18 protein-coding genes are annotated in these 18,015 nt (G+C 69.8%); 8 read left to right on the plus strand and 10 right to left on the minus strand.

Translation table 11 applies throughout. The features are described from left to right. Window positions 1-33: 33 nt before the first annotated feature. From ACFFRH_RS19990 to ACFFRH_RS20000, 3 genes are all read left to right on the plus strand, one after another. Entirely contained in the window at window positions 34-1,626 is a 1,593-nt protein-coding gene (locus ACFFRH_RS19990; RefSeq protein WP_344748077.1) for an N-6 DNA methylase, read from the plus strand. Further along, window positions 1,620-2,252 (plus strand): restriction endonuclease subunit S, encoded by a 633-nt coding sequence (locus tag ACFFRH_RS19995; protein WP_344748076.1) that lies wholly within the window; start codon window positions 1,620-1,622, stop codon window positions 2,250-2,252. The genes ACFFRH_RS19990 and ACFFRH_RS19995 overlap by 7 nt, the downstream gene beginning before the upstream one ends. Window positions 2,253-2,337: 85 nt before the next feature. Beyond that, on the plus strand, window positions 2,338-3,597 hold the full coding sequence (locus ACFFRH_RS20000) for an alpha/beta fold hydrolase (protein WP_344748075.1): 1,260 nt from the start codon (window positions 2,338-2,340) through the stop codon (window positions 3,595-3,597). A 191-nt stretch (window positions 3,598-3,788) separates the two neighbouring features. Here the strand turns inward: ACFFRH_RS20000 and ACFFRH_RS20005 are convergent, their stop codons facing one another. The 8 genes from ACFFRH_RS20005 to ACFFRH_RS20040 form a co-directional block, all read right to left on the minus strand. After that, on the minus strand, window positions 3,789-5,258 hold the full coding sequence (locus tag ACFFRH_RS20005) for an ATP-binding protein (RefSeq protein ID WP_344748073.1): 1,470 nt from the start codon (window positions 5,256-5,258) through the stop codon (window positions 3,789-3,791). Continuing rightward, window positions 5,255-6,934: an NAD(P)/FAD-dependent oxidoreductase gene (locus ACFFRH_RS20010; RefSeq protein ID WP_344748072.1), complete on the minus strand. Its 1,680-nt coding sequence runs from the start codon at window positions 6,932-6,934 to the stop codon at window positions 5,255-5,257. The genes ACFFRH_RS20005 and ACFFRH_RS20010 overlap by 4 nt, the downstream gene beginning before the upstream one ends. An 85-nt stretch (window positions 6,935-7,019) precedes the next feature. Continuing rightward, window positions 7,020-7,946 (minus strand): TrmB family transcriptional regulator, encoded by a 927-nt coding sequence (locus ACFFRH_RS20015; RefSeq protein ID WP_344748071.1) that lies wholly within the window; start codon window positions 7,944-7,946, stop codon window positions 7,020-7,022. 332 nt (window positions 7,947-8,278) lie between these two features. Next, window positions 8,279-8,869: a TetR/AcrR family transcriptional regulator gene (locus ACFFRH_RS20020; RefSeq protein ID WP_344748070.1), complete on the minus strand. Its 591-nt coding sequence runs from the start codon at window positions 8,867-8,869 to the stop codon at window positions 8,279-8,281. 130 nt (window positions 8,870-8,999) lie between these two features. Beyond that, entirely contained in the window at window positions 9,000-10,013 is a 1,014-nt protein-coding gene (glnII, locus tag ACFFRH_RS20025) for a glutamine synthetase (protein WP_344748069.1), read from the minus strand. A 257-nt stretch (window positions 10,014-10,270) separates the two neighbouring features. Continuing rightward, window positions 10,271-10,906: a MerR family transcriptional regulator gene (locus ACFFRH_RS20030; protein WP_386158510.1), complete on the minus strand. Its 636-nt coding sequence runs from the start codon at window positions 10,904-10,906 to the stop codon at window positions 10,271-10,273. Window positions 10,907-11,030: 124 nt separating this feature from the next. Next, window positions 11,031-11,624, minus strand: a complete 594-nt coding sequence (locus ACFFRH_RS20035; RefSeq protein WP_344748067.1) for an HAD family hydrolase — start codon at window positions 11,622-11,624, stop codon at window positions 11,031-11,033. Between the two features lie 257 nt (window positions 11,625-11,881). Next, window positions 11,882-12,250, minus strand: coding sequence for a hypothetical protein (locus ACFFRH_RS20040; protein ID WP_344748066.1), 369 nt, complete (start codon window positions 12,248-12,250; stop codon window positions 11,882-11,884). 205 nt (window positions 12,251-12,455) lie between these two features. Between ACFFRH_RS20040 and ACFFRH_RS20045 the strand changes: the two genes are divergently transcribed. The 3 genes from ACFFRH_RS20045 (at window position 12,456) to ngcE (ending at window position 15,573) form a co-directional block, all read left to right on the plus strand. Next, a complete protein-coding gene (locus ACFFRH_RS20045; RefSeq protein WP_386158515.1) occupies window positions 12,456-13,325 on the plus strand; it encodes a MurR/RpiR family transcriptional regulator in 870 nt (289 codons plus the stop codon). Window position 13,326: 1 nt separating this feature from the next. Then, on the plus strand, window positions 13,327-14,085 hold the full coding sequence (locus ACFFRH_RS20050) for a sugar isomerase domain-containing protein (RefSeq protein WP_344748064.1): 759 nt from the start codon (window positions 13,327-13,329) through the stop codon (window positions 14,083-14,085). Window positions 14,086-14,163: 78 nt separating this feature from the next. Next, window positions 14,164-15,573: an N-acetylglucosamine/diacetylchitobiose ABC transporter substrate-binding protein gene (ngcE, locus tag ACFFRH_RS20055; RefSeq protein ID WP_344748063.1), complete on the plus strand. Its 1,410-nt coding sequence runs from the start codon at window positions 14,164-14,166 to the stop codon at window positions 15,571-15,573. Here ngcE and ACFFRH_RS20060 read toward each other — a convergent pair. After that, complete coding sequence (locus ACFFRH_RS20060) at window positions 15,563-15,697, minus strand: hypothetical protein (RefSeq protein ID WP_344748062.1); 135 nt, start codon at window positions 15,695-15,697, stop codon at window positions 15,563-15,565. The genes ngcE and ACFFRH_RS20060 overlap by 11 nt on opposite strands. Window positions 15,698-15,751: 54 nt before the next feature. Between ACFFRH_RS20060 and ACFFRH_RS20065 the strand changes: the two genes are divergently transcribed. Then, the gene (locus ACFFRH_RS20065) at window positions 15,752-16,654 is read left to right on the plus strand and encodes a carbohydrate ABC transporter permease (protein ID WP_344748061.1); all 903 of its coding nucleotides are present in this window, start codon (window positions 15,752-15,754) and stop codon (window positions 16,652-16,654) included. After that, the gene (locus ACFFRH_RS20070) at window positions 16,654-17,565 is read left to right on the plus strand and encodes a carbohydrate ABC transporter permease (RefSeq protein ID WP_344748060.1); all 912 of its coding nucleotides are present in this window, start codon (window positions 16,654-16,656) and stop codon (window positions 17,563-17,565) included. The genes ACFFRH_RS20065 and ACFFRH_RS20070 overlap by 1 nt, the downstream gene beginning before the upstream one ends. 29 nt (window positions 17,566-17,594) lie before the next feature. Here ACFFRH_RS20070 and ACFFRH_RS20075 read toward each other — a convergent pair whose 3' ends face one another. Next, window positions 17,595-17,927, minus strand: a complete 333-nt coding sequence (locus ACFFRH_RS20075; protein WP_344748059.1) for an ArsR/SmtB family transcription factor — start codon at window positions 17,925-17,927, stop codon at window positions 17,595-17,597. Between the last annotated feature and the right edge of the window lie 88 nt (window positions 17,928-18,015).

Here is an 18,015-nt window from a genome sequence, read left to right on the forward strand (position 1 = left end):
ATCGCACGCCTGGCAGAGGTGCGACGTCCGGCTGTGACCAACTGGGAACGCCGCCACCGCGACTTCCCGTCGCCCGTGTCGATCGGGGGCGAAGAATTTTTCGAGGTGTTGGCTGTCGGTGCCTGGCTCGATCGTCGCATGATCGCGAGCAACGCGCTCATGGCGGGAGAACCTGTCGGTTCCACGTATGGCGCTCGTTTTCGCCGGAACCTGGCTGGGCGTCTCGACGATGAGAGGCCCGTATCAGTTCCTGTTCCCTCCTGTACGACCCCCGATCCCTCCGACGACGAAAACGTCCTGTGGGAGGAACTCATGAGGCTGCGTGGCCCCGCGGACGTGGCCTGGTACCGGGATCTCGTGCTCAGCCTGGTTTACCTGCGTGCGCATGAGGGCGACGGCTGGGCTGCCGTGACACGCGATTTCCGGACAGGCGAAGGAGCGCGTGCCCTGCGGCGCCTGGCTTTGGAAACCCAGGCGATCCTGCCGGATCCCGGGACGCCGGACCGGTATGCCACTCACACGCTCAACCGGTCTGGTCACGAACTCGCAGACATCGCCGATGCCGTCGAACGGGCGATCGACAACCGAGGGGGCGTGAAGATCTTTCGTGAGCTGCTGGGACGGTTCACGGCGCTGGAAGGTCAGAGGGGTAAGGTGGGTGATTTCTACACACCGGAATCCGTGGCGCACGCGCTGGTCGGAGCCCTGTCGCCGGACCTGCCGGAAGCGATCTACGATCCGGCCTGCGGGACAGGCGGACTGCTCGCCGCCACGGCGACTCATATCCAGCAGGTGAGCGGTCAAGCGCCTTTCCCGGTACGCGGTGACACGTTCGACGCACGATCGTTCGCGCTGGCCAGGATGAACCTCATGCTCCACGGGGTGGACGCCGAGCTTGCCACCCGCCCCGTTCACGAGCTGTGCGAGATGCCTCGTTCCCGGTCGCGATTCGGGTACGTCATCACCAATCCGCCCTTCAACATGAGTGACTGGTGCCCCGGCAACCCTGACCACGGACCGTGGCCCTATGGAGCACCGCCTGCCCACAACGCGAACTTCGCCTGGTTGCAGCATGCGGTCGGCCTGCTCGCGCGGGGAGGGCGCGCGGCCGTCATCATGGCACCCAACGCCGCCTTCTCCCAGAACGAGCGAGAACGGGTGATCCGCGCAGGCATGGTGAAGGACGGCTGCGTCGAAGGGGTGATCGCGTTACCGCCCCAGCTCTTCCTCTCGACGGCCGTCCCCGTCACCATCTGGCTTCTGACGCCTCCGAACCCGTCGCGCGAGGAGATCCTTTTCGTCGACGCCTCGGCCACGGGACGGATGGTCACCCGTACCCGCCGGGAACTCGGTGCCGACGACATCCGGGAGATGGGTGACATCGTTGCTCGTTGGCGGCGCGGTGAGGAACCGGACTCCGCGCTGGCCACGTCAGTGCCGCTCAGAGACATTCGTGATCAGGACTACAACCTGAATCCCCGGAAATACGTCGTGCCGTCTCCGGTTGCCGCGTCCGGCGACGGTCAGACGGTCGAAGTGTTGCGGCGGAAGCTCGACTGTCTGCACGTACGGGCGGCGGAGGCCGACGCGAGAGCCGAACACGAGCTGAGGAGGCTCGGATGGTGAGTTCACTCATCGGGGAACTGCCTGACGGCTGGACCGAGGTCAGGCTTGAGGAGATCTGCGAGCTGAAGGCGGGAGTCTCCACACCGGCCGACTCCGGCGGCCCCGTCGCCGTCATGAAGCCGAGGAACATCGCCGACGACAGGTTCACCGGAATCCCCGACGGAATCGGTGAGGAGGCCGCCGCGAAACTGCCTTCCTACCGGCTTATGGCCGGAGACGTCGTGTGCGTACGAACTGGAGGCATCGGCAAGCACGCCCTGGTAACCGCAGAGCAGGAAGGGTGGGTGATCGGTACGGGAATCATCAGGCTTCGCCCCGGCCCATGGGTCGATCCGCCTTACCTCAGTCACTATCTGAGCCATCCATCGGTACAGAACTGGTTCGCCCGCAACGGCTCGGGGACAGCCGTACCCAACATCAGCACCAGAGTGCTGGGTGCGCTTCCCGTCGTGCTCGCCCCGTTGCCGGTGCAGCACTCGATAGGCAAAACGCTCGGCGCGCTGAACGAGAAGATCGCGACTCACGAACGAATCTGCAGGACCACCGCTCAACTCCGAGATACCCTCTTGCCCCTGCTGATGTCCGGAACATCGGCAGCACAGGGGCCGGGCAGATCTGGCGGATAGCCACAGCGGTGGGCGGGCGATGCCCGCGGTCGCCGGCCTCCACCTGGCGCGGAAGCCGTCGCGCGGGTCCGATAGCTTTCCGTGGGTGACTGTCCTTCTGCCCGGTGTGGCGCTCACCGACCACGTGTTCACCGTCCCCCTCGACCACGCCGACCCCGGTGGCGAGACGATCGAGGTCTTCGCCCGTGAGGCGGTGGACCCGGCGCGGCAGGGGGAGGACCTGCCGTGGCTGCTCTTCCTGCAGGGCGGCCCCGGGGGCAAGTCACCGCGCCCGGCCGCCGCCGACGGGTGGCTGGGGCACGCGCTGAAGACCCACCGGGTCCTCCTGCTCGACCAGCGGGGGACCGGCCGCAGCACCCCCATCACCGCGAAGACCGCGCGCGGCACGGACGCCGAGCTCGCCGCCCGCCTCGTGCGCTTCCGGGCCGACTCGATCGTGGCCGACGCCGAACTGATCCGGCGCGAGCTCTGCGGCGACCGGCCCTGGGAGACCCTCGGCCAGAGCTACGGCGGCTTCATCACGCTGACCTACCTCTCCCTGGCTCCCGAGGGCCTGGCGACCTGCTACGTGACCGGCGGCCTGTCCGGGCTCGACGCCACCGCCGACGACGTCTACTCCCGCACCTACCCGCGCGTCCGCGACAAGGTGAACCGCTACTTCGCCCGCTACCCGCACGACTCGGGCCGCCTGGACGCGATCGCCGCCCACCTGCGCCTCCACGAGGTCCTCCTCCCCGACGGCGACGTGCTGACCGTACGCCGCCTGCAGACCCTCGGCATGTGCCTGGGCATGAGCGACGGCGCCGAGTACCTGCACTGGGTGCTGGAGGAGGCCTGGACCGGCGACAGGCTCTCCGACCTGTTCCTGTACGAGGTCATGATGGCCACCGGCTTCGTCGGCAACCCGCTCTACGCGGTCCTGCACGAGTCGATCTACGCCCAGGGCGCCGCCACCGGCTGGGCCGCGCACCGGCTGCTGCCCGAGGACTTCCGCGAGGACGCGGCGACGACGCTGCCCACCGGGGAGATGATCTACCCGTGGATGTTCGACGAGATCGCCGCGCTCCGTCCCTTCAAGGGCGCCGCCGAGATCCTCGCCGAGACCGACGGCTGGCCCGCCCTCTACGATCCCGCCCGGCTGGCCGCCAACCGGGTCCCGGTGGTCGCCGCCGTCTACTACGACGACATGTACGTCGACGAGGGCCTGTCCATGGGCACCGCGCGGGCGGTGGGCAACGTGCGGACCTGGGTGACCAACGAGTGGCAGCACGACGGTGTCCGCGTCTCCGGGGGCGGCGTCCTCGCCCGCCTGATGGACATCTCCAAGGGCGCCCACGGCTCCTGAGCGTCCGTGACCTCCGGAGGCCATGGCCTCCGCGCAGTCCGTCCACGGCACCCGGACGCCCTGGGCGCCGTGGACGGACTGGACGTCGTGTATGCCCTGGACGGCGCGGAACCTCCCGCCATCGGGCGGGAGGTTCCGGTCGCGCGTCTCGGCTCAGGTGAGGGCGGGCATCTCGGCTCGCGGGTCTCGGCTCAGGTGGAGGCGGCCGTCTCGGTGAGGGGGAGGCGCACCTCGAAGCGGGTGTTGCCGGGCTCCGACTCCACGCGCAGGTCGCCCCCGTGGCGGCCGGCGACGATGCGGAAGGAGATGTCCAGGCCGAGCCCGGTGCCCTCGCCGACCGCCTTCGTGGTGAAGAACGGCTCGAAGATCCGCTCGCGCAGGGCCTCGGGGACACCGGGGCCGGTGTCGCAGATCTCGATCAGCGCGATCGTGTCGTGTTCGAGCCGGGTGCGGACGGTCAGGATGCCGGTGCCGGCCATCGCGTCCAGCGCGTTGTGGATCAGGTTGGTCCACACCTGGTTGAGCTCCCCGGCGTAGGCGGGGATGGGCGGCAGCTCGGGGTCGTAGTCGGTGGCGATGGTGATCCCCGGCGGGACCTTGCCGCGGAACATGGTGAGGGTGCTGTCCAGCAGCTCCCGCACGTCCACCGTCTGGTACGGCGCCCGGTCCATCTGGGAGTACTGCTTGGCGGAGGCGATCAGCGAGGAGATCCGCTCGGTCGCGTCGGTCACCTCGTTCAGCATCTGGGTGATCTCGATGGCCTCCGACAGCCAGTGCATCGCCCCGTCCAGGTAGCGCTCGCCCAGCGCCTCGCGGACCTTGTCCATCTTGGCGACCTTGAACCCGGCGGCCACCAGCGGCGGGGCGATCTCCCAGGCGTCCTCCACCCCCGCCTCCTCCAGGGCGTCGGCCAGCTCGTCCTCGGCGTCGGAGATCTGCAGCGGGGAGCGGGACGGCGCCTCGGTGATGCTGGCGGCGCACGCCTCCTGCAGGTCGATCAGGGCGCGCAGCCGCTCGGGCTCGATGCCGTCCTCGGCCAGCGCGGCGAGCCGCCTGCGCGAGGTCTTCGTCTTCTCCCGCAGTTCGTCCACGGCCCGTACGGCCGCCGCGGCCGGGTTGTTGAGCTCGTGGGTGAGCCCGGCGGTGATCGTGCCGAGCGCGGTGAGCCGCTGCCGCCGGTCGACGAGCTCCCGCTGGGCCATCCCGCCGATCCGGGCCCCGTCGAGCAGGTGCACCGCCATCGGGAACCACTCGGCCATGATCATGCCGTACTTCCTGGCCGGGAGCATGAACATGCGCGTCGGCTTGGTGGCGCGCAGCGAGTGGTTGTAGGTGGCCGGGGCGCGGTCGCCCAGGTAGGCCAGGACCGCGCCGCCGTAGGCGCCGGGCTGCGAGGTCGGGGTCATCGTGACCGGCCCGGCGGTGGTCTCGGTGACCATCACCACCTCGCCGTCGACGAGCACGGCGAAGCAGTCGGCCGGATCACCCTGCTTGATGATCGCCTCGCCCGCGTCGTACTCCTCCTCGTCCCCGTACTTCGCGAGCCACCGGAGCTTGTCGTCGTCGAGCTTCTCGAAGAGGAACAGCCCGCGGAGCACCTCTATGTCGATCATGTGGCCTTCCTCGCGAGCGGCGGGAGGGACCTCGTCCTTGGTGGTCATGTCTTCTCCAGGTAGCGGTGGACGAGGGCCACGGCCATCGCGCCCTCACCGACCGCCGAGGCGACCCGCTTGATCGAGTCGGCCCGGACGTCGCCCGCGGCGAACACCCCCGGCACGTTCGTCTCCAGGTGGTACGGCTCCCGCCGGAGCGGCCAGTTGCGCGGCCTGTTCTCGTCGGCGGTCAGGTCGGGACCGGTGAGGACGAAGCCTCTCTCGTCGCGCTCGATGGTCTCGCCGAGCCAGTCGGTGATCGGCTGGGCGCCGATGAAGACGAACAGCCACTCGGCCTCGACGGTGCGCTCGCCCTCGGGGCCCTTCAGCGTGATCCGCTCCATGTGGCCCTCGCCCTCGGCGCCGACCACCTCGGTCTCGGTGTGCACCTCGATGTTCGGGATCCGCGAGATCTGCTCGATCAGGTAGTGCGACATGGTCCGCTCCAGCCCGTCACTCCTGACGATCAGGTGGACCTTGCTGGCGTACCCCGACAGGTAGACCGCGCTCTGGCCGGCCGAGTTGGCGGCGCCGACGATGTAGACGTCGCGGTTCGCGCACTCGGGCGCCTCGGTGAGGGCCGCGCCGTAGTAGCAGCCGGAGCCGATGAAGTCGTCGAGGCCGGGGGCGTTCAGCCGCCGGTAGGAGACGCCGGTGGCCAGGATGACGGTGTGCGCGGCGATCGTGCCGCCGTCGGCGAAGCCGACCACCCGGGCCCGGCCCTTGACCTCCAGGCTGGTGACCGTGCGGGCGGTGAGCAGCTCGGCGCCGAACTTCGTGGCCTGGCGCCGCGCCCGGTCGGCGAGCTGGGCGCCGGAGACGCCGTCGGGGAAGCCCAGGTAGTTCTCGATCCTGGAGCTCTGGCCCGCCTGCCCGCCCGAGGCGTGCTGCTCGACCATCACGGTGCGCAGTCCCTCGGAGGCGCCGTAGACCGCCGCGCCCAGCCCGCCGGGGCCGCCCCCGATCACGATCAGGTCGTAGAAGTCGGTGGCCGGGGCGGTGGACAGCCCCACGGCCTGGGCCAGCTCCGAGGGGCTCGGCGCGATGAGCTTCGTGCCGTCGCCGGTGATGACCAGCGGCAGCTTGGCGGGACTGATGGCCCCCGTGTCCCCCGCGGCCTTCTCCCCGGCCGCCGCGAGCAGCTCGACGCCCTCGGGGGAGTCGGCCAGCATCCAGCGGTAGGGCACCTGGTTGCGCGACAGGAAGTCCCTGACCTCGTACGACGGGGCCGACCAGCGCGCGCCCACCACCCGCAGCTCGGCGGACTCGCGCCGGTCCGTCCGCTGCCAGGCGTCGAGCTGGGCGTCCAGCACCGGGTAGAACTTCTCCTCCGGCGGGTCCCACGGCTTGAGCAGGTAGTGGTCGAGGTCGACCACGTTGATCGCCTGGATCGCGGCCTCGGTGTCGGCGTAGGCGGTCAGCAGCACGCGGCGCGCGTACGGATACAGGTCCATGGCCTGCTCCAGGAACTCCACGCCGTTCATCTGGGGCATCCGGTAGTCGGCGAGGATCGCCGCCACGTCGTCGCCCCGCAGCCGCAGCTCGCGGACGCTGGCCATGCCGTCGGCCGCTGTGTCGGCCCGGACGACGCGGTAGGAGTGGCCGTAGCGCCGCCGCAGGTCGCGGGCGACGGAACGGGACACGCCTGGATCGTCGTCGACCGTCATGATGACCGGTTTTTCCATGTCCTGCCTTCCCCCGAGATGGAGACATCCGATATGGAGACAATCTCTACGAAGGATGTCACACCAGTGTTAAACCAAGCATCTGTCAGGTGTGGTCATGGGGCGCGGGGGCCCCATGGGGCGGGGGAGAACCATAGGGGCGATGGCCGGGCGCCCCGGCCGCGCGCAGCAGGGCGGCCGGGCGGTCGCGTTCCGACAGGAAGCGCCTGAGGTCGGGGTCGGTGGCCCAGATCTCGCGCATGGCCTCGTGCCCGACCCGGCCGGCGACGATCTGCAGGGCGATGTCCTGCCTGACGTACTCGACCGCCATCGCGACGACGGCCGGGTCCTCGGTGTAGACGCCCCACGCGGTGCCACCGGCGAAGCCGCCGACCAGGGCCTCCCGCCGGTCGCCCACGACGACCAGCAGCCGGTGGTCCGGGTCCTCCTTCGCGGCCCCCTCGCCCTCGGGAACGCCGCCGGGGGCGGGGAAGCGGTGCTCGTACAGGTTGCCGACCGGCTCCCGCGCCGTCCCGAAGTGCATCACCGAGGTCTCGACCCCGCGCTCGACCGCCCGTCTGATCAGCGGGGAGAGCAGCCCCATCTCCTGGGGCCAGATCGACACGAACAGGTCGCCCCGCGCCCCGGCCACCACGTCCTCGGCCCGGTCCAGCAGCGCCCCGGCGTCCTTGAGGTTGTGGATCAGGTACGCCTTGGGCGGCGCCACGATCGCGGGCAGCGCGACCTCCAGCGACTCGATCGAGTCGGTGAACTCCCTGCGCATCCGCTCCAGCAGGGATCGCGGCGGCAGCGGCAGGTAGTCGGTGGCGTCGTCGGAGCCACGTAGCTCGTAGGCCGCCCCTTTGGTCACCAGCTTGCCGAGCGTCTCGTAGACCGTGCTGCGCGGCACGCCTGAACGCTTGGCGACCTCGTAGCCGTTGAGGGGCTGTCCGGCACCGACCAGGGTGACGTAAGCCTTGGCCTCGTAGCCCGACATGCCCAAGCGCTGTAATTGCTCCACTACGTCCCGCATCGCAGTTATGGTACGGCGCGAGGTACCCGTTTAGCGCTGTCCTAAAGCACCTGTTTTGTAGGATTTTCGTGACGTGAACTCGTTCGGGCCCGTGGACTGGGGTAACGGAACGAGGGAGCGCTCCCTAGGGGAACATTTTACTTTTGTTCTGGTCCGACGGATTCATCGTGCGTGCTCAGACGCCCGGTGACGGGCTCGCGCCGGAACCGGTCGGGTCCGGACCCCGCCCGGACCGGCGAGGGTTCCCGGCCGGGACGCGCCAGGGGGCCGGAGCCCGTCCCGCGCCGAGGGCGTGCCCGGTAATTTCGGTCGGCCCGCGCTCCCGGTCGCCGCTACGCCGCCCTCAGGGCCCTGAGGGCGAACTCCGCGACCGTGTCGGCGTACTCGTGGGTGAGAGGGGCGGTGCGGAGCATCCAGCGGTGGTAGATCGGCCCGTACAGCAGCTCGACGGCCACGTCCAGGTCCGCGTCCTCGGCCACCTGGCCCGCCCGCTGGGCGCTGCGCAGCCGCTCCCTGGTCGCCTCCAGGTGCGGCCCCATGATCCGCTCGACGATCTCGGTGTTGATCCCGGGGTCGTTCAGCGCCTCGATGGTCATCGCCCGGCTCATCGTGTCGAGCCTGGGGTCGTTGTACTCGTCGACGATGGCCCGCAGCACGGCGCGCAGGTCGGCCCCGAGGTCGCCGGTGTCGGGCAGCGCGAGGTGCCCCTTCTCGTCCCCGGTCACGGCGAGGACGGCGTCGACGAACACGGCGCCCTTGGACGGCCACCAGCGGTAGATCGTCTGCTTGCCCACCCCGGCGCGGGCGGCGATCGCCTCCACCGTCAGCTTGGCGTACCCGGACTCGGCGACCAGGTCGAAGGCGGCGCTCAGGATGGCCCGGCGCGACTGCTCGTTGCGACGGGCCGGGTTCGGTGTTTTCACGTGCCCGAATGTACCATTTTGCGAGCCGAAACGTCTCGTCTTGTGTCGCCCGGCGTGCCTGGGGCGGAACGCCGAAGGCCGCGGACGCCCCCGGCAGGGCGTTCGCGGCCTTCGAGTCTGTCGGTCGGGATCAGACCTGGTCGGCCTTCTCCAGAGCGGAGCAGCAGGTGTCCACGATGAGGCGGGTGACCAGGTAGGGGTCGACGTTGGCGTTCGGACGCCGGTCCTCGATGTATCCCTTCTTCTCCACCTCGACCTGCCACGGGATGCGGACCGAGGCGCCGCGGTCGGAGACGCCGTAGCTGAACTCGTTCCAGGGGGCGGTCTCGTGGAGGCCGGTGAGGCGCTCCTCGATGCCGGAGCCGTAGTGCTTGACGTGCTCCAGGGCGTTCGCGGCGAGGGCCTCGCAGGCGGTGATGATCGGGTCGTACTTCTCGCGCATCGCCTTGGTGGAGAAGTTGGTGTGCGCGCCCGCGCCGTTCCAGTCGCCCTTCACCGGCTTGGCGTCCAGGGTGGCGCCGACGTTGAAGGCCTCCGCGGTGCGGTAGAGCAGCCAGCGGGCGATCCACATGTGGTCGGAGACCTCGACGGGACCGGCCGGGCCGATCTGGAACTCCCACTGGCCGGGCATGACCTCGGCGTTGATGCCGGAGATGGCCAGGCCCGCCTCGATGCAGTAGTCGAGGTGCTTCTCGACGATCTCGCGGCCGAAGACCTCGTCGGCGCCGACGCCGCAGTAGTAGCCACCCTGCGGGGCCGGGAAGCCGCCGATCGGGAAGCCGAGCGGGCGGCCCTCCTTGAAGAAGGTGTACTCCTGCTCGATGCCGAACCAGGACTCCTGGGCGGCGTACTTCTCGGCGACCTCGACGAGGGCGGCGCGGGTGTTGCTGGAGTGCGGGGTCATGTCGATGTTGAGCACCTCGCACAGCACCAGCACGCTGTCGCCGCCGCGGATCGGGTCCGGGCAGGTGAACACCGGCTTGAGCACCCGGTCCGAGGAGGAGCCGTCGGCCTGGTTCGTGCTGGACCCGTCGAAGCCCCAGATCGGGAGCTCCGCACCGTCCGCCATCACCTTGGTCTTGGAACGAAGCTTGGCGGTCGGCTCGGTGCCGTCGATCCAGATGTATTCAGCCTTGAAGGTCATCGGCGGAGTCCTTGGGGATGGAGGGATCTGCTGCCCTCAAAGATTCGCAAGGCGCGATTTCGCAACTGTTGCCCGTGTGTGAACAGGGTGTTACCCAGCCCTATATGGGCAGGCGGCGGCCGTATTGAAATCCGCACACCCCTGTTTCGGGGCTGTGAGCTGCCATTTCACGGGACGATTGGAACGATTGAGACATCCGTCACAGCGGATACCGATTATTGCTCTAGGGAGCTTTAATCCCTTTTGTCCAATGTGGGCTAGGAAGTGGTGAAGACATGGGCCGAGACCGACTCGTGGGCGAGTCTCCGCATGACGTCGAGCACCCTGCCGTGCACGACGGTGCCGAGGACCATGGCCTCGACCGCGGCCTCGCGGGAGCCGTCGAGCGGGATGGTGCCGATCTCGTGTTCGGTCACGAGCCGCAGGGCGGCGTCGGCGTAGGGCCGCAGGGCCTCCTTGTCGGCGGGCATGCCGAGCCGTCCGAGGGTGAGGACGGCCTGGGCCAGCTCGTCGCGGGCCGGGGCGCCGGGGTCCACCTGCCAGCCGAGATCGGCGATCATGTCGTCGGCCTCCGCGCGGGCGCGCGCCCACTCCTCGCCGGACGCGTGCGGCTCGACCGCCGGGGCGATGGCGTACTGCGCGGTGCCGAGCACGTGGTGCAGGTTCAGGTTCTCGTCGTCGATGGCGGACATCACCTTGCCGATGGAGGCGATGGACAGCCGCCCGACCTCCAGCAGCGCCCGGATCAGCCGCAGCCTGCGCAGGTGGTCCTCGCCGTACCGCGCCCTGGTGGCCGAGATCTGCTCCCCCGCGGGAAGCATGCCCTCGCGCAGGTAGTACTTGATCGTCGGAATGGGTACGCCCGATGCGGCGCTGAGCTCGGATATCCGCATCATTGGATAGTACAGGTAGCCAATGCGGAAGTCGTCCTCTGCCGCGCCGCGAGCCGCCGCCGTCCCTGCCGAGAGCGTTGCCGAGAGCGTTGTCGAGAGCGTTCCAACGGGGCGGGAGGGCGTTCTAGCGGAGCGAGGGCCGGACGTCGATGACGGTCATCCCGGCGGCGAGGGCCGAGGCCACTCCCTCGTCGGTGTCCTCGTAGGCGACGCACGCGTGCGGGGCGACGCCGAGGCGGCGTGCCGCGAGGAGGTAGACGTCGGGGGCCGGCTTGCCGTAGCGGACGTCGTCCCTGGTGACCACGGTGTCGAAGAGGGGGAGCAGGCCGGTGACGCGCAGGGTCTCCTCCACGGCCTGGCGGGCGCCTCCCGAGGCCACGGCCATCGGCACCCGTCCCCGGTGCGCCTCGGCGACCGCGCTCACCGTCTCGTGCGGGGTGACGGTGTGGATCAGCCACTGGTAGGCGTCCAGTGCCGCGGCGCGCACCGCCTGGTAGTCGAGCTCGGCCCCGGTCTCGATCTCCAGCTCGGCCAGCAGGCGGTCGGCGGACAGGCCGGTGCGGGAGCGGTACCAGGCGGGGTCGAGGTCCACCTGCCATCCGGCCAGCGCGGTCCGCCAGGCGCTCTCGTTGGCGGCGGCGGTGTCGACGAGGGTCCCGTCGCAGTCGAAGACCAGGGCGGCGTACGGCGTGGAGGGCTGGAGTCGCTGATGAAGCATGGTGGCCTAACGCGTGAAAGTGGATCTCCCTCCACTTTACCGCGCACGAAGGCGATCGATCGCTCGCCTGGGGGATGGCCGCGTCACCGTGGTCGGTGCGAGCGCGACGGCGTGCGCGCGGGCACGAGGGCCTGCCGGGGTGGAGAGCTCACAGGGGCCTGCCGGAAGGGGAAACCCGCGGGGGCCCGCGAGGGACCTGTCAGAACCCGCGAGGGACCTGCCGGAAGGGGGCCGGAAGGGGGCCGAAGGGGGAAGGTCTAGCTGATCTCGCCCCAGCCGTCGTGGCGGGCCCTGGCCAGCTCGGCCTCCATCTCCTCCAGCTCCTGCATGAACCCCTGGAACCCCCTCGGGCCCAGGCGGCGCCAGACGAGCAGCTGAAGGGAGCGGGTCTCCTCGTCGAGGGGCGGCTCCTGGCGGAGCGGCGCCAGCAGCTCCTGGGCCTGCCGGTCCGCGGCCTGGAGCTCCTCGACGGTGAAGCGGACGCCGTGCTCGCGCTCCAGCAGCCGGATGTGGGGGTCGTTGCGCAGTCTCTGGTCCCTGGCGCGCCGGGCGCGCCTGGCGGCCAGCTCGTCGTGGACGTGCGCGCCGGAAATCTGGTGCGGCGTGTCGGCCGGACGTGGAGTCATCGTGGGGTTCGCCTCCGTCGGGCGGCTCCTTTTCTGGAACCTCTGTTAGGAACGACGCTCGAACGGCGCCGAAGGTTGTCGGAATTTTTTCCGCAAGCCCCGGCGCCGTGGGCGTTGTGCCCCCAACTGTGCCCTGGACGGCCTTGACGCGAGCTTGACTTGAGAATAATTTTCACCCAGACGACTTCCGATGAAAGGAATACTTGTGGCCGCAGGCGCGCTCGGACGCATACAGACCGAGACGCCCGCGCTGCCCGAGGCCCTGCGCCGGGTGGGGGAGGCGATCCTCGCCGACCCCGCCGAGGCGGCGCGCTCCACGATCATCACGCTGGCCGAGCGGAGCGGCAGCTCGCCCGCCACGGTGACCCGCTTCTGCCGGGTGTTCGGCTTCGCCGGGTACGCCGGGCTGCGGGTCGCGCTGGCCACCGAGAACGGGCGGGCCGCGCAGGCCAACTGGGACGCGGGGGTGGGCCACGAGATCGGCCCCACCGATCCGCTCGACGCGGCGATCGGCGTGATGGCCGCCGCCGACTCCCGGCTCATCCAGGAGACGGCGGCCCAGCTGGACGCGGGCACCGTCGCCACGGTCGCCGAGGCCATCGTCGCGGCCCGTCGCGTCCTCATCTTCGGGGTCTCCACCAGCGGGGCGGTGGCCGTGATGATGGGCGGGAGGCTGCGCCGGATCCGGGTCCCCTGCTGGAGCCACGCCGACGCGCACGAGGCGCTCGCCGACGCCGCGCTGCTCGGCGAGGGCGACGTCGCGATCGGCATCTCCCACCAGGGGCGCACCCGCGAGGTGCTGGAGTCCCTCGGCGAGGCCGGGGACCGGGGCGCGCTCACCGTCGCGGTCACCTCCTTCGCCCGCTCCCCGCTGGCCGAGCTGTCCGACCTGGTGCTGACCACCGCGAGCCGCGAGACCACCTTCAGGCTGGGCGGCCTGGCCGCCGTCCACTCCCAGCTCTTCGTCCTCGACACCGTCTACGTCGCGGTCGCGCAGCGCACCTACGAGCAGACCAACGAGGCCTTCGAGTTGACGATCCGGGCTCTGGAGAGCCACCGCGTGGAGAGGAGCTGACGTGAAGATCGGGGCTTCCGAGTACGTTCACGAGGTCAAGGCCCTGGTGGACGAGGTGTCCAGGACCCAGACGGCCGCGGTGGGGGAGGCGGCGGCGCTGATCGTCGAGTCCCTGAGCGGCGGCGGCGTGATCCAGGCGTTCGGCTCCGGCCACTCCGAGGCGATCGCGATGGAGATCGCCGGGCGCGCGGGCGGCCTGGTGCCCAGCAACCGCCTCGCCCTGCGCGACGTCGTGCTGTACGGGGACGCCCCGGTCGGCACCCTTCTGGGAGCCCCCGGCGAGCTGGAACGCGACCCCTCGATCGCCCGGCGGATCTACGACCTGGCTCCCGTCCGGCCGGAGGACGTGTTCGTGCTGATCTCCAGTTCCGGGGTGAACGGGTCGGTGGTCGAGCTGGCCTCGATCGTCAAGGAGCACGGGCACGACCTGATCGCCCTGACGTCGGTGCAGCACAGCACCGCGATGACCTCCCGCCACCCCTCGGGCCGCAAGCTGCTCGACCTCGCCGACGTGGTGCTCGACAACCGCGCCCCGTACGGTGACGCGGTCCTCCCGCTCCAGGGCGGCGGCACGTTCGGGGCGGTGTCCACGATCACCTCGGCGCTGCTGGCCCAGATGGTCGTGGCCGAGGTGGTGCGCGGCCTGACCGAGGCGGGCCTCACCCCGCCGATCTACCGCTCCGCCAACGTGACCGGCGGCGACGAGCACAACCGCGCCCTTGAGAACCGCTACGCCGGAAGGATCCGGCGAGGTGCCTGACCACAGCCTTCCGTTCTTCGGCCACAGCCTTCCGCTCCCAGGCCACCTCTCACTCCCAGGCCACTTCCAGGAGGAAGCATGACCCAGCTATCCAGGCGCGAGCTCCTGCGCAGCGCGGCCCTGGCCGGTCTCACCCTGCCGGTCCTGTCCGCGTGCGCCACCCCGGCGGGCAACGGCGGCGCCGCCTCCTCGGCGCCCGTCGTCGGGGCCACCAGCGCGGCCAACCCGCTCGGCTTCGCCGAGGACCGGCCCCTGGAGGTGTGGATCTTCGACGGCGGTTTCGGCGACGCGTACGCCACGGACGTCCACGAGCCGCTGCTCAAGGCCAGGCACCCCAAGCTGGAGATCAAGCACAACGCCACCAAGGAGGTCGCCAAGACCCTCCAGCCGCGCTTCGCCGGTGGCGACCCGCCGGAGTTCGTCAACAACTCCGGTGCCAACGCGATGGACTTCGGCGCCCTGGTCCAGGACGGCCAGCTCGCCGACCTCACGCCGCTGTACGACGCGCCGAGCTGGGACGACCCCGCCGTCAAGGTGCGCGACACGATCGACCCGAACGCGATCGAGCTGGGCAGCTACGACGGCAAGCCGTACGTCCTCAACTACGCCAACACCGTCTGGGGCATCTGGTACTCGCAGAAGCTCTTCGAGGCCGAGGGATGGCAGGTCCCCAAGACCTGGGCCGACTTCCTGGCGCTGTGCGAGACCATCAAGAAGTCGGGCAAGATGGCGCCCTTCACCTACGCGGGCAAGCACCCGTTCTACATCTACGAGGCCATCCTCACGCTCGCCGCGAAGATCGGCGGCAAGGACGTGCTGAAGAACATCGACAACCTCCAGGACGGCGCGTGGAAGGCCGAGCCGGTGCGGCAGGCCGCGGAGGCCTTCGTCGAGATCGGGTCCAAGTACCTGCTGCAGGGCACCGCCGGGCTCGACCACGTGCAGACCCAGACGGCGCACAACAAGGGCCAGGTCGCGATGCTGCCCTGCGGCTCCTGGCTGGAGAACGAGCAGAAGGACTCCACCCCGGCCGACTTCGGCTACGCGATGTTCGCGCTCCCCGACTTCGGCTCCTCCGACGCCCTGCCGTACGGCACCCTGCACGCCCAGCCGGGGGAGGAGTACGTCGTCCCGGCGAAGTCGGCCAACCCCCGCGCGGGCCTGGAGTACATGCGCGCCATGCTCTCCAAGGAGGGGGCGGGCAAGTTCATGGAGCTGGTCTCCACGCTCACGGTCGTCAAGGGCGCCGACGAGGGCCGCACGCTCAAGCCCGGCCTGAAGAGCGCCTCCACCGCGCTGGCGGCGGCGGGCGACAACGCCGTCTGGTTCCTGTTCCGCAAGTGGTACGTCGAGCTGCACGACGAGGTGGCCGCCGCGACCGGGCAGCTCATGGCGGGCAAGCTGACCGTCGACCAGTGGGCGGAGCGCGCGCAGGGCAAGGCCGACGCCATCAAGAAGGACTCCTCGGTGAAGAAGTTCAGCCGGTGACGACGGCACGCGGCGGGACGCCGTGCATGTCGTGCATGTCGTGCATGTCGTGCACGTCGTGCACGGGGCGCGGCGGGACGGGACGGCGAGCCGTCCGGGGAAGGACGACCAGGTCATGAAGCACGGCGGGACGGCACCGGCGGACGGCGGCGCGCCACCGAGGGAACGGTAGGCGGCGATGGACCACGGCAGGACACGGTTCGTCACGGGATTCCTCGCGATCCCGGTGGCGCTCTACCTGATCTATGTGATCGCGCCCTACGCGCAGGCCTTCTACATCGCGTTCACCGACTGGCGCGGGGTGAACGCGAGCCCGCGCCTCGTGGGCCTGGAGAACTTCCAGCGGCTGCTGGCCGACAACGTGTTCTGGCAGGCGGTCAGGCACAACCTCGTCCTGCTGGTCCTGATGCCGGTCCTCACGCTGGGCATCGCCCTCTTCTTCGCCTTCCTGCTCAACGCCGGCGGGCGGGGCGGCACCGGGGGCATCTGGGGGTCGAAGTTCTACCGCGTGGTGTTCTTCTTCCCCCAGGTGCTCGCCGTCGCCGTGGTCGCCGTCCTGTTCCAGCAGGTCTTCAGGCCCGACCGCAGCGGCATGCTCAACGCGCCGCTCATCGCCCTGGGGTTCGAGCCGGTCGGCTTCCTGTCCAGCACCGATGTCGCGTTCTGGTCGATCCTCGCCGTATTGGTGTGGCAGGCGGTCGGCTTCTACGTCGTGCTCTTCTCCGCGGGCATCGCCTCCATCCCGCGCGACCTGTTCGAGGCGGCGGCGATCGACGGCGCCGGAGGGCCGCAGCTGTTCCTGCGGGTCACGCTGCCACTGCTGTGGGACACCATCCAGGTCGGCTGGGTCTATCTCGGCATCGCGGCGCTGGACGTCTTCGCCATCGTGTGGGTGATGACGGCCGAGCACGGCGGCCCCGACCACTCCACGACCGTGATGGCGGCGGAGATCTACCGCACCGCCTTCCAGTACTTCAAGTTCGGCTACGCCTCCGCGATGGGCGTGGTGCTGTTCTTCTTCACCATCGGGTTCGCGGCGCTGGCCCTGCGCCTGTCGCGGCGTGAGCGGATCGAGTTCTAGTGGCGGACGTCGTGATTCCCCGGAGCAGGGCCCTCGCCCGCGAGGAGCGCAGGAGGCGCCTGGGCCCCCTGTCGGCCCTGACGCACGTCGCGCTGCTGGTCTGGACGGTCCTGGTTGTCGTGCCGATCGTCTGGACGTTCCTCGCGTCCGTGAAGAGCGAGGACGAGATCTTCGGCGACGCCTGGTCGCTGCCCGCCTCCCTGCGCCTCGACAACTGGGCCCGCGCCTGGGAGCAGGCGCACATCGGCCAGTACATGATCAACAGCATCGTCGTGGTGGCCTTCGGCACCTTCGGCACGATGCTGTTCGGCTCGATGGCCGCGTACGTGCTGGCCCGCTATCGCTTCCGGGGCAACCGGTCGATCTACCTGCTGTTCGTCTCGGGCCTCGCCTTCCCGGTCTACCTGGCGCTGACCCCGCTGTTCTTCGTCGTGCAGAACATGGGGGCGGTCCCGGTGATCGGCCCGTACATCGGGCTGAACACGCACGGCGGGCTGGTGCTGGTCTACATCGCCTACTCGCTGCCCTTCACCGTCTTCTTCCTCGCGGCCTTCTTCAGGACGCTGCCGGGGGCGGTGGCCGAGGCGGCCTTCGTGGACGGGGCCTCGCACGCCAGGGTGTTCTTCCAGATCATGCTCCCGATGGCGAAGCCGGGCATCGTCAGCGTGACCATCTTCAACGTGCTCGGCCAGTGGAACCAGTACCAGCTGCCCCTGGTGCTGCTCAACTCCGACCGGGACAAGTGGGTGCTCACCCAGGGCATCGCCGACATCTCCACGGCCGCGGGCTACGACGCCGACTGGTCGGCCCTGTTCGCCGCGCTGAGCATGGCCATCCTGCCGATGCTGATCGTCTACACGCTCTTCCAGAGCCAGATCCAGAAGGGCCTCACCGCGGGCGCGCTCAAGTAGCTCGGGCCGATTGGCTCGGGCCGAGTGGCTCAGGCGGGGGGAGCGCCGGTGGGGCGCCCGGCGCGTGGTGTGAGGGCGTCGAGCAGGCCGGGGAACGCCTCGTCCATCTCGGCGCGGCGGAGGGCGTTCATCCGCGAGGTCCCGACGTAGTACTGCCGGATCAGGCCCGCCTCGCGCAGCACCCTGAAGTGGTGGGTGGCGGTGGACTTGCTGACGGGCATGTCGAAGTCGCCGCACCTGATGTCCTCGCCCACGGCGACGAGCTGCGCGACGACGCTGCGGCGCACCGGATCGACGAGGGCCTCCAGCACCTGCTGGAGGTCGAACTGCGACACCTGTGGATGTGGCGGCGTACGTCCCATGGGTCCAATAGTACGACCGCCATCAAAGTTTGACAGCGATCGTACTTTGGGGCGACAGTGGAGCTCGTTCACGGCGAGCGAAGGACGG

Source organism: Streptosporangium vulgare (assembly GCF_042428775.1).
Taxonomy (GTDB): Bacteria; Actinomycetota; Actinomycetes; order Streptosporangiales; family Streptosporangiaceae; genus Streptosporangium; species Streptosporangium vulgare.

Bases quoted from the DNA above. Each gene is read 5' to 3' on its own strand.
- ACFFRH_RS19995 (WP_344748076.1), top strand. From the start codon at position 1,620: ATGGTGAGTTCACTCATCGGGGAACTGCCTGACGGCTGGACCGAGGTC.
- ACFFRH_RS20005 (WP_344748073.1), bottom strand. From the start codon at position 5,258: ATGACCACCAAGGACGAGGTCCCTCCCGCCGCTCGCGAGGAAGGCCAC.
- ACFFRH_RS20010 (WP_344748072.1), bottom strand. From the start codon at position 6,934: ATGGAAAAACCGGTCATCATGACGGTCGACGACGATCCAGGCGTGTCC.
- ACFFRH_RS20015 (WP_344748071.1), bottom strand. From the start codon at position 7,946: ATGCGGGACGTAGTGGAGCAATTACAGCGCTTGGGCATGTCGGGCTAC.
- glnII (WP_344748069.1), bottom strand. From the start codon at position 10,013: ATGACCTTCAAGGCTGAATACATCTGGATCGACGGCACCGAGCCGACC.
- ACFFRH_RS20030 (WP_386158510.1), bottom strand. From the start codon at position 10,906: ATGCGGATATCCGAGCTCAGCGCCGCATCGGGCGTACCCATTCCGACG.
- ACFFRH_RS20035 (WP_344748067.1), bottom strand. From the start codon at position 11,624: ATGCTTCATCAGCGACTCCAGCCCTCCACGCCGTACGCCGCCCTGGTC.
- ACFFRH_RS20040 (WP_344748066.1), bottom strand. From the start codon at position 12,250: ATGACTCCACGTCCGGCCGACACGCCGCACCAGATTTCCGGCGCGCAC.
- ngcE (WP_344748063.1), top strand. From the start codon at position 14,164: ATGACCCAGCTATCCAGGCGCGAGCTCCTGCGCAGCGCGGCCCTGGCC.
- ACFFRH_RS20065 (WP_344748061.1), top strand. From the start codon at position 15,752: ATGGACCACGGCAGGACACGGTTCGTCACGGGATTCCTCGCGATCCCG.
- ACFFRH_RS20075 (WP_344748059.1), bottom strand. From the start codon at position 17,927: ATGGGACGTACGCCGCCACATCCACAGGTGTCGCAGTTCGACCTCCAG.